Source organism: Hylemonella sp. GW821-FHT12C09 (assembly GCF_058807395.1).
Genome location: NZ_JBXAQQ010000013.1, coordinates 36,939 through 49,985, shown reverse-complemented (window position 1 = coordinate 49,985; position 13,047 = coordinate 36,939). Strand labels below are relative to the sequence as shown.

Below are 13,047 nucleotides of genomic sequence, written 5' to 3'. Positions count from 1 at the left end.
TCCGATTCAGTAGCGCGGCGCCTGCGACAGCTCGGCGTGCAGTTCACTATAAATTCTGTAGCGCGATGGGCTGATGCCCGCGCCGCCCGTCTTGTCGTCCACCGCAGCGATCACGCCGCAGCCGGGTTCGTGCAGGTGGCTGCAGTTGTAGAAGCGGCAGGCGCCCGCGTGCTCGCGCAGGTCCGGCATCAGGCCCGCCAGCTGCGCGGCCTCGATGTGTTGCAGGCCGAACTCCTGGAAGCCGGGTGAATCGAGCAGGGCTGTGCGATGGGCCGCATCCACCCAGTACCAGCGCGTGCTGGTGGTGGTGTGTTTGCCCGAGTTGAGCGCGGTGGAAATCTCACCCGTCGGGGCTTGCGCGCCCGGCACCAGCCGGTTGATCAGCGTGCTCTTGCCCGCACCCGAAGGGCCCAGCACCAGCGTTGCGCGCGCGTCGAGTTCATGCGCCAGGGCGCCCAGCGTGCTGTCGCTGCCGGCGCCCTGCGCCTTCAGGCTGAGCGGCAGCACGGTGTAGCCCATGCGTCGGTACGGCTCCAGCCGCGCCCAGGCCCGTGTAAACAGGTCGGGCAGGTCGCTCTTGTTGAGCACGATCAGCGGCCGGATGCGTTCGGCCTCTGCGGCGATCAATGCGCGCGCCAATTGGCTCTCGGAAAATTCGGGTTCTGCGGCGATCAGGATCAGTACCTGGTCCAGGTTGGCGGCGAAGCTCTTGGTGCGGATCTCGTCCTGGCGGTAGAACAGGTTGCGCCGCGGCTCCACCTTCTCGATGCTGCCTTCGTCGGTGCTGGCCAGCCAGAGCACGCGGTCGCCGACCACGGCCTGGCTTTTCTTGCCGCGCGGATGGCAGATCAGCTGGCGGCCTTCCGGCGTCTCCACCACCACGTGGCGGCCGTGGCTGGCGACGACCAGGCCGCGTTCGAGTTCGGGGGGCTTGCTCAAGGCGAGCCCCGCAGCGCGTCGACCTGGGCCGCACAGTCGAAATCGATGCGCGTGATGCCGCCGGCGTCGTGCGTGCGCCAGGCCACCGTGCAATACCGGTAGCCCAGCTGCATGTCAGGGTGGTGGTCGCGCCCCTGGGCGATCCAGGCCACGGCATTGGCGAAGGCCATGACCTCGGGGTAGCTGGCGAATTCGTAGCGGCGGGCGATGGCCAGTTCCGGACCATCGCCCTGCAGTGCCCAGCCGGGGTGCCGGGCCAGCTGGGTCACGAGTTCGGTCGGGCCCAGGGGGCGGCGTGCGTTGGCCTGCGGCGCGTTGTTCATGCGAGGCCCAGTCGTGCCAGGCGCTGGCTGGCCGGGGGGTGCGAGTAGTAGAAGGCCACGTAGAGCGGGTCCGGTGTCAGCGTCGAGGCATTGTCCTCGTATAGCTTGAGCAGGGCGCTGGACAGATCCCGGCCCTGGGTCTGCGTGGCGGCGTAGGCATCGGCCTCGAACTCGTGCTTGCGTGAGGACAGCGCCATGAGGGGCGCGATGAAAAAGCTGAACACCGGTGAGACCAGCACGAAGAGCAACAGGGCCGGGGCATCGTTGGGGACGGCATCGGTCGCGCCCAGGGCGGGCACCAGCAGCTGCAGGCTGGGCGCGGCACCCAGGCCCGTGTAGAACCAGGCCTGCGTGGCCAGCCAGCCCAGCAGCGCGAAGCCGGCCAGGCTGATGGCGAACAGGATCACGATGCGCTTGAGGATGTGCTTGTGCTTGAAGTGGCCGAGTTCGTGCGCCAGCACGGCGTCGACCTCGCCCGGGCTGAGCTTGGCCAGCAGGGTGTCGAAGAAGACCACGCGCTTGGCGGCGCCGAAGCCGGTGAAGTAGGCGTTGGCATGCGCGCTGCGGCGGCTGCCGTCCATCACGTACAGGCCCTTGGCCGAGAAGCCGCAACGTTGCATCAATGCGGTCACGCGTGCCTTCAGCGTCTCGTCTTCCAGCGGCTGGAATTTGTTGAACAGCGGCGCGATGAAGGTCGGGTAGATCAGCAGCAGCAGCAGGTTGAAACCCATCCAGATGCCCCAGGCCCAGAGCCACCACAGGGTGCCGGTGGCGCCCATGACCCAGAGGATGAGGGCGGCAATTGGCAGGCCGATCAGGGTGCCCAGCACGGTGGATTTCACGAGATCGACCAGCCAGAGCTTGAGCGTCATCTTGTTGAAACCGAAACGCTGCTCGATCACAAAGGTCTGGTACAGGGTGAGCGGCAACTCGATCAGGCTGCCGATCAGCACGAAACCGGCGATCAGCGCCAGCTGCTGCAGCATGCCGCCGCCCAGCCAGGCCAGCAAGGCCTGGTTCAGCGCGTCCAGGCCGCCCAGCAGCGTCCAGCCCAGCAGCAGGGCCGCACCCACGGCGGTTTCGATCAGGCCGAAGCGCACCTTGACCACGGTGTAGTCGGCGGCCTTCTGGTGTGCCGCCAGAGGCATGGTGTCGGCAAAGGCGGCCGGCACCGCAGCACGGTGGTTGGCCACATGGCGTACCTGGCGCGTGGCCAGCCAGAACTTGACGGCCAGGCCCAGCAGCAGGGTCGCGGCAAAGACCAGGGTCAGGGCCAGGCTGGGATTGAAGGCGGGAGCAGAGACAGCGTTCATGGGCGAGGAGTTTAGGTCATCGGCGACAATCGGGCCCATGAGCGACAACGCACCCCCACTCGGCAAATCTGATCTCAACCTGGTCTGGCTCGATTGCGAGATGACCGGCCTGGATCCCGAAAAAGAACGCCTCATCGAAATCGCCGTCATCGTCACCGGCCCGAATCTGGAGCCGCGCGTCGAAGGCCCGGTGCTGGTGATCCACCAGGGTGACGAGATCCTGGGCAAGATGGACGCCTGGAACAAGGGCACTCACGGCCGCAGCGGTCTGATCGACAAGGTCAAGGCCTCGACCCTGACCGAAGCCGAGGCCGAGGCGCAACTGATCGCCTTCCTGGCCAAGTACGTGCCCAAGGGCGTCGCGCCCATGTGCGGCAACAGCATCGGCCAGGATCGGCGCTTCCTGGCCAGGTACATGCCCAAGCTGGAGGCGTTCTTCCACTACCGCAACGTCGACGTCAGCACCTTCAAGGAGCTGGCGCGGCGCTGGCGGCCCGATGTCTACAGCGGCTTCAAGAAGGCGCAGAAGCACACGGCGCTGGCCGATGTGAACGAGTCCATCGACGAGTTGCTGCATTACCGCGAGCACTTCCTCAAGCTGGCCTGAAATCGGGTGGTGCTTAGTGATTAGGTGAAAACCCTGATCTGTGTCATAATTCGACTTGCGCTGCAAAACGCGGCGCTTTTCGTGCATCTCCCCTCACACACCGGACTCCGGTTTCGATCTTCACGATCGTCAATCTGAATGAGTCCCCGGTGCCGGTCCCAACCGGTGCAGGTTTTGTTTGATGGTTGATGTCTTTTAACCATCAGCGAAACACCCGCAGTCCCTGCGGCGTTCGCGTGTGAGAAAAATCTAATGACCGACGCTTTTGAAGTGACGGGCGAATTTGCGCCTGCCGAATCCATTCTTTCCACCGACACCGCCGTGGCGGTCGAGGCCGAAGTGACCGAAACCCTGCCCAACGGCTTTGTGCAGCTGGGCCTGGCGCCCGAGCTGGTGCAAGCCGTGGCCGACCTGGGTTACACCCAGCCCACGACCGTGCAGGAACGTGCCATCCCCCTGGCCATGCCCTCCGGTGCTGCCGGCGAAGCCCAGCGTTATATCGACCTGATGGTCTCCAGCCAGACCGGCAGCGGCAAGACCGCGGCCTTCCTGCTGCCCGTGCTGCACACCATCCTCCAGCAGCAGGCCCAGGCCGCTGAAGATGAGCGTGCCGCTTACGAACGCGCGGCGGCCGAAGCTGCTGCCAAGGGCGAGCCGGCTCCGAAGCGCCCCAAGCGCCAGGACCCGACCAACCCGCGCCATTTCAAGGCCGCCGCACCCGGCGCCCTGATCCTGTGCCCGACGCGCGAACTGGCCCAGCAGGTGGCGCATGACGCCATCGAACTGGTCAAGCATTGCCGCGGCCTGCGCATCGCGAACGTGGTGGGCGGCATGCCCTACCAGCTCCAGATCGCCAAGCTGCAGAACGCCAACCTCGTGGTGGCCACCCCCGGCCGCCTGCTGGACCTGCAGCGCTCCATGCAGATCAAGCTCGACCAGGTGCAGTTCCTCGTGGTGGACGAGGCCGACCGCATGCTCGACCTCGGTTTCTCCGACGACCTGGCCGAAGTCAACCAGCTGACGGCTCAGCGCCGCCAGACCATGATGTTCAGCGCCACCTTTGCGCCGCGCATCCAGCAGCTCGCCATGCGCGTGATGCACGACAACGGCTCCGGCGTGAAGAAGGTGCAGATCGATTCGCCTCAGGAAAAACACGCCAACATCAAGCAGTCGCTGTTCTGGGCCGACAACGCCCAGCACAAGCGCCAGCTGCTGGACCACTGGCTGCGTGACGCCTCGATCGACCAGGCCATCGTGTTCGCCAGCACCCAGGTGGAGTGCGACGGCCTGGCCAACGACCTGCAGCAGGACGGCTTCTCCGCTGTGGCGCTGCACGGTGCCCTGAGCCAGGGCCTGCGCAACCGCCGCCTGATGGCGCTGCGCCAGGGCCAGGTGCAGATCCTGGTGGCCACCGACGTCGCCGCGCGCGGCATCGACGTGCCCACCATCACCCACGTCTTCAACTTCGGCCTGCCGATGAAGGCCGAGGACTACACGCACCGCATCGGTCGTACCGGCCGTGCCGGTCGCGACGGCCTGGCCATCACCTTTGCCGAGTTCCGTGACCGTCGCAAGATTTTCGACATCGAGGCTTACAGCAAGCAGCCCATCAAGGCCGAGGTCATCCCCGGCATGGAGCCCAAGCAGCGCATGCCCGAGTCGCGTCCCGGCTCCAATTTCGGTGGCCGCAACAGCCGCGGTGGCAATGACAACTTCTCGCGCGACCGCAAGTTCGGCGGCGGTGGTGCGCCCCGCGGCGGTTTCGGCGGCAACCGTGGTGGTGATTTTGGCGGCGCGCCCCGCGGTGGCGACTTCGCTGCGCCGCGCGGTGATTTCGGCGCCCCGCGTGGCGGCTTTGGCGACCGCGATGCGCGCGGCCCTTACCAGGCCCGTGACGGTGGCTATCAGAACCGTGGCCATGAAGGCGCGCCCGAAGGTCGCAGTTATGAGCGCAAAGGCGGTTTCAACGACCGCTTCGCCGGCGATGGCCGCCGTGAAGGCGCCGCACCGCGCGGTGATTTCGCGGCGCGCAAGCCGGCTTTTGGCAAGCCTTCCTTCGCCAAACCCGGCGCCGGAACCGGCAAGGTCTTTGTGCCACGTGATGCTGCCAAGCGCTCGCCGCGCCCGGCCCGCTGATCAGCCAGCGACCTGATGCAAACCCGCCCGCAGTGATGCCGGCGGGTTTTTTCTTGCCTACTCGAGACGCAGGCTGTCGCCGTCGACCACCAGGCGCTTGCCGGGCGGAGGCGTGAGCCAGGCGCGAGCCGGCTCGGGCGCCAGGCCGTAGGTGAAGCTGATGGGCCCGCTGACCGTACCGCTGTAGCCGCTGGTTTCGCCCAGGGCGGTGAAGGGCAGCTGCGCCTGCCTGCCGTCGCTGCAGCTCAGGTTCACGGTGCCGCTGGACGTGGCGGTGTAGCGCAGCGCGCCCATGCAGCTGAGCGCGGGGTCGCCCTCGCCGCGCAGCTGCAGCTTGCCGCTGCGGTCGGTGTAGAGCAGCACTTCACCGCTGAGCACGCGCTCGCCGACCACGGCCAGCACGGGTGCGGACGTGGCCAGCGCGCGCATGGTGACATCGTTCACCGCGGCGCAGCCGCCCAGCAGCAAAGCCCCTGCGAGCAGCAGGACTGAACGGTTATGTGCGTCGTGTTTCATGATGTGGCCATCATAGAATACCGGCCGGCGGGCACAAGACCCGGCTGCTTACCCGAAATAAAAGACGTCGTATGGACAACGAAACCACCATGCCCGGGCTGCTGACGATGCCGGGCGCGCTGCACGAGCGTGCGAAGCGCAATCCTGACCGGTTCTTCCTCTACAAGCTGATCTTTGCCGCGGCCGTGCTGGCCTTGGCGCTGGGTTTCTGGCTGCATTGAGCATAGCCGCACCCTGGTGCCGCTTCTTTCACGCCTTGGGCAGGGCGCCCCATAAAAAAGCCCCCCCGGGGGGCCTTGGAGGGTATGGCCTGTGACAGGCGCTCAGTGAGCGTCTGCTGCTTTTGCAGCTTCTACAGCCTCACGCGAGTCGCCGCTGGCGCCGTTGAAGAACAGGTTCAGCAAGACGGCGCTGATGGACGCCAGCAGAATGCCCGACTCGATCAGCGGGTGGATGTCATGGGGCATCCACTGCAGGTAGCGCGGTGCGATCAGCGGAATCATGCCTATGGCGATGGACACGGCGACGATGAAGAGGTTGTTGCGGTTGCCCTTGTAGTCCACTGCCGCGAGGATCCGGATGCCTGTGGCGGCGACCATGCCGAACATGACCAGGCCTGCACCGCCCAGGACGAAGGTAGGCAGCGACTCGACGAGGGCCGCCATCTTTGGCAGCATGCCAAGCAGCACCAGGATGACACCCGCGGCGACGCAGACGTAGCGGCTTTTCACCCCCGTGACACCCACCAGACCGACATTCTGCGAGAAGCTGGTGTAGGGGAAGGTGTTGAAGATGCCACCGATCAGGGTGCCGAGGCCATCGACCCGAAGGCCGGCGGAAAGCTGCTTCTGGTCTATCTTCTTGCCCGTGATGTCGGACAGTGCCAGGAACATGCCGGTGGATTCGATCATGACGACGATCATGACCAGGGTCATCGTCACGATCAGGATCGGGTCGAACACCGGTGCTGCGATCTCGAAAGGCAGCACCAGATCGAACCAGTTGGCCTTGGCCACCTTGTCGAAGTTCATCAGACCCATGACCGTCGCGATGACGGCCGCGATGACGATGCCGAGCAAGACGGAGATGTTGGCGATGAAGCCGCGGGCAAACTTGGCGATCACGAGGATGGAGGCCAGCGAGACGGCGGCGATGGCAATGTGGGGGAGTTGCGCGTACTTCGGGTTCGCAACGGTACCGACCAGCGCCAGACCCTGCGGAACCGCCGGTACCGTTGCCGGTGCGCTGGCAGCAGCGCCGGGGGCGATCGCAGCGCCGGCCATGCTCTTGACCGTGGCCAGCCACTGGGCGTGCTCGGGGTTGACGATCTGTGGTGCCGTCGGGCCGGCCGGGACGCCGAAGATCCAGTTGATGCCCACGCGCATCAGGCTGATGCCTATCACTGCAATGATCGTCCCCGTGACCACGGGCGGGAAGAAGCGCAGCATGCGACTGACCACGGGGGCGAGCAGGATCGATATCACCCCTGCGCCGATGATCGCCCCGAAGATCAGGCCAGCCCCTTCGACCCCGGGCTTGGCGTTCGCCATCGCCACCATGGGCGCCACGGCGGCGAAGGTCACGCCCATCATGACGGGCAGGCGAATGCCGAACCACTGGGTCGCGCCAAACGCCTGAACCAGGGTCACAAGGCCACAGCAGAACAGGTCCGCCTGGATCAGCATGGTGACCTGGTCCGGGCTGAGCTTGAGCGCACGGCCCACGATCAGCGGTACCGCCACGGCGCCCGCATACATCACCAGCACATGCTGAAGGCCCAGTGCGGTCAGTCTGCCGCTGGGCAGGCGCTCGTCGACGGGATGAACGGTAGCTGTCATGGCTGTCTCCTGGGTGGTGCGACGTCGCGCATTGGATACATAACTGTATACAAATTATGTGTACAGAGGAGGTGTTCATCCATGGGGTTTACCCGTGGTGGGGCAGGGCTTCAGGCCGCCGTCTGACCCTGGGCGGCAGGGCTACGGCTGCGGCCTCAGGCCCCCTGCCCGGGCAGACCGTCCGGTCCGTCCGCAAGGGCGGTCGCCGTCTCACATCGGCACACAGCGTGCCGATGGTCCGGGGGGAAGGGCACGCCTGCGCAGCGCCGGCTCAGGCGGGACTGAGCAAATCCAGGAGCGTGCGTGCGACCACCTTGGTGGCGCGGCGCAGGTCGTCGAGCACCAGATGCTCGTCGGCGCGCTTGGCGTTGGATTCACGCACGGTGCGCGGGCCGGCGCCGTAGATGACGCCGGGAATGCCGCGCTCGACATACAGGCGTACATCCGTGTACAGCGGGGTACCCAAGGCCGGGATGGCTTGGCCGAACAGTTCCTGGGCGTGCTTCTGGATCGCCTGCACGAGCGGGGCATTACCGGCCAGCGGCTTCATGGCCCGGCACAGCAGCATGCGCTTGACCTCGACGCGGATCTGCTTGCCGCCGCGCGGCGGGTTGAAGCTGGCCGCTGCCTGTTCGATGGTGCGGCGCAAGCTGGCCTCGACCTCGGCCGGATCTTCCTCCGGGATCATGCGGCGGTCGAGCTTGAGGGTCACCTTGCCGGGGATCACGTTGGTGTTGGTGCCACCCTGGATCAGGCCCACGTTGAGGTAGGGGTGGGTGATGCCCTCGACCTTCGAGCGTACCTTGAGGTAGTCGGCATTGAGCTGGTAGAGGGCGGTCAGGATGTGGGTGGCGCCCTGCAGCGCGTCGGTGCCGCTGTCGGGGATGGCTGCATGCGCCATGTCGCCGTGCACGGTCACCTCCAGCTGCAGGCAGCCGTTGTGCGCGACCACCACCTGATAGCTGAAGCCGGCTGCGATCATCAGGTCGGGCTTGGTCAGGCCTTTCTCCAGCAGCCAGCCGGGGCCGATCTCGCCGCCGTACTCCTCGTCGTAGGTCACGTGCAGTTCCACGCCCCCCTTGAGCGGGGTACCCAGCGCTTCGAGGGCGCGGATCGCGTAGGTGAAGCTGGCGATATCGCACTTGCTTACTGCGGACGCGCGGCCGTAGATCCTGCCGTTGTCGATCTCGCCGCCATAGGGGTCGTGTGTCCAGCCTTCGCCCGGCGGCACCACGTCGCCGTGGGCGTTGAGCGCGATGGTCCTGCCCCCGTCGCCGTAGCGTCGGCGCACGATCAGATTGGTGACGGACTCCAGCCCGGCCGCTTTCACCTCGGCCTCGGGCACGGCATACTTTTCGGCCGCCAGGCCCATGCCGCCCAGCAGTTCTGCGGTGCGTTCGGCATGCGGCGCGTTGTTGCCTGGCGGTGTGTCGGTGGGCACGCGGATGAGTTCCTGCAGGAACTTCACTTCTTCGTCAAAGTGGGCGTCGATCCAGGCGTCGATTTGCTGTTGCGGTGTGGTCATGGCGGATGTCAGTGGGATGCGGAGGTAAGCTGTTGCAGCATGTGGTCAAAGGCCTTGACGGCTAGGTCCATGTCGTCGGCGGTGCTCGACTCCAGCGGGTTGTGGCTGATCCCGCTGTTCTCGCCGCGCACGAACAGCATGGCCTGCGGCAGGATCTCGTGCAATTTCATCGCGTCGTGGCCCGCGCCACTGGGCATGCGGTGCAGCGGAATGCCCAAGGCAGTGCAGGCCTGTTCCCAGCGAGCCTGCCAGGCCGGGGCGCTGGGCGCGGCGGCGGCACGCATGGTTTCCTCCAGCGTGTGGTGCACACCGCGGCGCGCGCAGATTTCCTTGAGCTTGGACAGCACGTCCCGGGTCATCGCATCGCGTTGTGTGTCGGTGGGCGCGCGCAGGTCCAGGCTGAACCGGCAGGTGCCGGGGACGACGTTGATGGAGCCGTTGGGGACCTGCAGCATGCCCACGGTGGCGACCGAGTCGCCGTCCTGTGCCGCCCGTTGCTCGGCGTACAGGATGAGCTCGGCCACCGCGGCGGCGGCATCGCGCCGGCGGTCCATGGGCGTGGTGCCCGCGTGGCTGGCCATGCCCATGACCTCGCCCGCGTAGCGCACGCTGCCGTTGATGCTGGTGACGACGCCCAGCGGCAGGTTCAGTTCGTTGAGCACCGGTCCCTGCTCGATGTGCACCTCGACGAAACCCAGGTAGTGGGCGGGATCGCGCTGCAGCTTGGGGATGTCGGCGATGCACAGGCCCGCGTGCTCCATGGCCTCGCGCATCGTGATGCCGTCAACATCCTTCTGGTCCAGCCAGGCCGGGTCGAAATGGCCGGTGAGCGCACCCGAGCCGAGGAAGGTGGCCTTGTAGCGCTGGCCTTCCTCTTCGGCAAAGCCCACGACCTCGATGCCGAAGGGCAGACGCCTGCCGGCGGCATGCAGCTTCTGCACGCAGGCCATGGGCACGAAGATGCCCAACCGGCCGTCATACTTGCCGCCGTTGCGCACGGTGTCGTAGTGCGATCCGGTCATCAGGTATCTGGCGCCCGCGACGGCCGGGTGATAGCGCCCGACCACGTTGCCCACAGCGTCGATCCCGACCTCGTCGAAACCGCAGTCCTTCATCCAGTCGCTGATACGCTGGGCGCAGGCGCGGTGTGCATCGGTGAGATAGGTCACCGTGAGCTGTCCCTTTTCGCCGTAGCCCGGGTCGCTGTGCCGGGCCAGAGTTTCCTGCCAGTCCCAGACCCGCTGGCCGTCCAGCGGCTCGAAACCGAACTTGTCATTCAGCCGGATCTCGGCGATGCGGTGGATGTTGCGCAGGCATTCCTGCAATTCGAAGTCCGGGTGAGCGTGCAGGCGGCGCTCGAAGGCCTCCATGATCTGTACCTTGTCCAGGCCCGTGCCGCGGGGGCCGCGCACCGCCAGGATGAAGGGCCAGCCGAACTTCGCGTTGTATGCGGCGTTGAGCTGCTGGATGCGGATGAACTCGTCGGGCGTGCAGTGGGTGAGCCCGGCCCTGGTCTGCTCGTTCGTCGATTCGGCCGTGAGGGTCTTGCTCACCATGGCCTTGCCGGCCAGTTCCGGGTGGGCACGGATCAGGCCGATCTGCGCCTCGCGCCCGGCTTCGTCGAGCACGCGCGTCATCGCGTGCTTGAGCTGCGCCAGCGAAGCGAAGGGCCGCTGGCCGAGCGCACGTTCGGCGATCCAGGGCGTATGCTCGTACAGGCCGTCGAGCATCTGCAGTGCCTCGGGCAGGGGCGCGGCGTTGAGCTGGTTCAGGGTAAAGGGCATGGCAATCCTTGCGAATGGCCTCAGTGGCTTGCGGGGTGTGCGGCTCTCCAGTGCCGTGCGATATCGAGCCGGCGCGCGACCCAGACCTTGTCGTGCGACTGGACGTGGTCGAGGAAACGCTGCAGCGCCGTGATGCGGCCGGGGCGGCCGAGCAGACGGCAGTGCATGCCGATGCTCATCATCTTGGGCCGGTCCAGGCCTTGCGGATCACCTTCGGCATACAGCGCGTCGAAGCTGTCCTTCAGGTAGGTGAAAAACGGATCGGCATGGGAGAAGCCCTGGGGCAGCGAGAAACGCATGTCGTTGCAATCGAGCGTGTAGGGCACGATGAGCTGCTGCGCGTCGCTGCCGTCGCTCTTGCGCACCGTCATCCAGAAGGGCAGGTCGTCGCCGTAGTAGTCACTGTCGTATTCGAAGCCGCCGTAGTCGGCCACCAGGCGGCGCGTGTTGGGGCTGTCGCGGCCGGTGTACCAGCCCAACGGGCGTTCGCCCGTCAGCTGGCGCAGGATCTCCATGGCTTCGGCCATGTGGGCGCGCTCGACGGCCTCATCGAGGTTCTGGTAATGGATCCACTTGAGGCCGTGGCAGGCGATCTCATGGCCCAGCGCCGTGAAGGCGGCACAGAGCTCGGGGTGGCGTTGCAGGGCCGTGGCCACGCCAAAGACGGTGAGCGGAAGTCCGCGCTGTTCAAATTCGCGCAGGATGCGCCAGACGCCCTGGCGCGAACCGTATTCGTAGATGCCTTCCATGCTGATGTGCCGGGCGGCAAAGGCGGCCGGGTTGAACATCTCGGAGAGGAAGGTCTCGGAGGCGGCGTCGCCGTGCAGCACGGAGTTCTCGCCGCCTTCTTCATAGTTGAGGACGAACTGCACGGCGATACGCGCGCCGCCCGGCCAGCGGGCATGCGGGGGCGTGCGGCCGTAGCCGACGAGGTCGCGCGGGTAGGGGGCGGTGCTGTCGTAGGTCATGCGAGCGCGAGCGCGATGTCGCTCGTCGGCGGCTTGCGGTCGAAGGTGAGGTTGGCCATCACGTTGTTGAGGTGTTCGTCCATCAGTCGCACGGCCAGGTCCTCGTCCTTGGCGGCCACGGCCTTGACGATCTCCACATGCTCGTCGTTCGAATGCTCGGCCGCACTCTTGGACTGGTAGACCAGGGTGATGAGGGCGCAGCGCGAGATCAGTTCTTCCAGCAGCTCGGCCAGGACCCGGTTGTTCATGAGTTCGGCCATGCGCACGTGAAAATCACCCAGCAGTTCGTTGCGACCGGGGACATCGTTGCTGGCCACGGCCTTTTTCTCTTCGGCCACGTGGGCCCTCAGAGCCTTGATCTTGGCTGGCGTGGCCTGGCGCACGAAATTGCGCACCATTTCGAGTTCCAGCATGCGCCGTACCTCGAAGACCTGCTGGGCCTCCTCCACGGAAGGTGTGGCCACGAAGGCGCCGCGTGAGGGCTCGAGCCGGATCAGGCGGTTCTGGGCCAGCTGGAACAGGGCCTGGCGCACCAGGGTGCGCGAGACGCCGAAGTGGTCGCCCAGTTTCTGCTCGGCCAGTTTGGTGCCTGGGTGCAGGCGATGCTCCACGATGGCGCGTGTGAGGGCCTCGACGATGTGACGTGTGCTGGACGATTCCATTTTGAAATGATATCGCCAATCGGAAAAACTGTATACACTTTCGGTGGACTGCTCCGGTTTTTTAAAAGGACAATCACCATGGGACTCAGCACCCACGTACTCGACACCATGCATGGCTGTCCCGCCGCCGGCATGCAGGTCGCGCTCTACACCACCGCCCCCGACGGCCAGGCCCAGCTGGTGCGTCGTTTTACGCTCGACAGCCATGGCCGCAACCCTGAGGGCCTGCTCTACGAGCACCACAGCCTGAAGGCCGGCACCTACCGCCTGAGCTTCGATGTGAAGGGCTACTTCCGCGCGCGCGGCGTGGCGCTGCCCGAGCCCGCGTTTCTGGACCAGGTGAACCTCGATTTCGGCGTGGCCAGGCCCGAGGAGCACTACCACGTGCCCCTGCTCGTGAGCCCCTGGAGCTACTCCACCTACCGCGGGAGCTGAG

Annotated in this window: 13 protein-coding genes; 4 read left to right on the top strand and 9 right to left on the bottom strand. The window is 66.1% G+C overall.

The genetic code is table 11. The features are described 5' to 3' along the window. Window positions 1-6: 6 nt before the first annotated feature. Genes rsgA through AC1RRP_RS18140 form a run of 3 tightly spaced genes read right to left on the bottom strand, consistent with a single transcriptional unit; the run spans window position 7 to window position 2,575 of the window. Entirely contained in the window at window positions 7-975 is a 969-nt protein-coding gene (gene rsgA, locus AC1RRP_RS18150) for a ribosome small subunit-dependent GTPase A (protein WP_493038821.1), read from the bottom strand. Continuing rightward, window positions 936-1,262 (bottom strand): 4a-hydroxytetrahydrobiopterin dehydratase, encoded by a 327-nt coding sequence (locus tag AC1RRP_RS18145; protein WP_493038688.1) that lies wholly within the window; start codon window positions 1,260-1,262, stop codon window positions 936-938. The genes rsgA and AC1RRP_RS18145 overlap by 40 nt, the downstream gene beginning before the upstream one ends. Beyond that, window positions 1,259-2,575: a M48 family metallopeptidase gene (locus tag AC1RRP_RS18140; RefSeq protein WP_493038686.1), complete on the bottom strand. Its 1,317-nt coding sequence runs from the start codon at window positions 2,573-2,575 to the stop codon at window positions 1,259-1,261. Before AC1RRP_RS18140 ends, AC1RRP_RS18145 begins: the two co-directional genes overlap by 4 nt. 37 nt (window positions 2,576-2,612) lie before the next feature. On the opposite strand from AC1RRP_RS18140, the gene orn reads away from it, so the two are divergent. Further along, on the top strand, window positions 2,613-3,182 hold the full coding sequence (orn, locus tag AC1RRP_RS18135; protein WP_493038684.1) for an oligoribonuclease: 570 nt from the start codon (window positions 2,613-2,615) through the stop codon (window positions 3,180-3,182). A gap of 252 nt (window positions 3,183-3,434) precedes the next feature. Beyond that, a complete protein-coding gene (locus tag AC1RRP_RS18130) occupies window positions 3,435-5,318 on the top strand; it encodes a DEAD/DEAH box helicase (RefSeq protein ID WP_493038682.1) in 1,884 nt (627 codons plus the stop codon). Between the two features lie 57 nt (window positions 5,319-5,375). Here AC1RRP_RS18130 and AC1RRP_RS18125 read toward each other — a convergent pair whose 3' ends face one another. After that, window positions 5,376-5,834 (bottom strand): hypothetical protein, encoded by a 459-nt coding sequence (locus AC1RRP_RS18125; RefSeq protein WP_493038680.1) that lies wholly within the window; start codon window positions 5,832-5,834, stop codon window positions 5,376-5,378. Window positions 5,835-5,905: 71 nt separating this feature from the next. On the opposite strand from AC1RRP_RS18125, the gene AC1RRP_RS18120 reads away from it, so the two are divergent. Beyond that, window positions 5,906-6,055, top strand: coding sequence for a hypothetical protein (locus AC1RRP_RS18120; protein WP_493038678.1), 150 nt, complete (start codon window positions 5,906-5,908; stop codon window positions 6,053-6,055). Between the two features lie 102 nt (window positions 6,056-6,157). Here the strand turns inward: AC1RRP_RS18120 and AC1RRP_RS18115 are convergent, their stop codons facing one another. The 5 genes from AC1RRP_RS18115 to AC1RRP_RS18095 form a co-directional block, all read right to left on the bottom strand. After that, window positions 6,158-7,672, bottom strand: coding sequence for a nucleobase:cation symporter-2 family protein (locus tag AC1RRP_RS18115; RefSeq protein WP_493038676.1), 1,515 nt, complete (start codon window positions 7,670-7,672; stop codon window positions 6,158-6,160). Window positions 7,673-7,943: 271 nt separating this feature from the next. Then, entirely contained in the window at window positions 7,944-9,197 is a 1,254-nt protein-coding gene (locus AC1RRP_RS18110) for a M20 family metallopeptidase (RefSeq protein ID WP_493038674.1), read from the bottom strand. Between the two features lie 8 nt (window positions 9,198-9,205). Continuing rightward, window positions 9,206-10,981 carry a 2-oxo-4-hydroxy-4-carboxy-5-ureidoimidazoline decarboxylase gene (uraD, locus tag AC1RRP_RS18105; RefSeq protein WP_493038672.1) on the bottom strand — a complete coding sequence of 592 codons (1,776 nt, stop codon included), beginning with the start codon at window positions 10,979-10,981 and terminating at the stop codon, window positions 9,206-9,208. 20 nt (window positions 10,982-11,001) lie between these two features. Then, on the bottom strand, window positions 11,002-11,949 hold the full coding sequence (gene puuE / locus AC1RRP_RS18100) for an allantoinase PuuE (RefSeq protein WP_493038670.1): 948 nt from the start codon (window positions 11,947-11,949) through the stop codon (window positions 11,002-11,004). Further along, a complete protein-coding gene (locus AC1RRP_RS18095; RefSeq protein ID WP_493038668.1) occupies window positions 11,946-12,611 on the bottom strand; it encodes a GntR family transcriptional regulator in 666 nt (221 codons plus the stop codon). Before AC1RRP_RS18095 ends, puuE begins: the two co-directional genes overlap by 4 nt. A gap of 78 nt (window positions 12,612-12,689) precedes the next feature. On the opposite strand from AC1RRP_RS18095, the gene uraH reads away from it, so the two are divergent. Further along, a complete protein-coding gene (uraH, locus tag AC1RRP_RS18090; RefSeq protein WP_493038666.1) occupies window positions 12,690-13,046 on the top strand; it encodes a hydroxyisourate hydrolase in 357 nt (118 codons plus the stop codon). Window position 13,047: the final 1 nt, after the last annotated feature.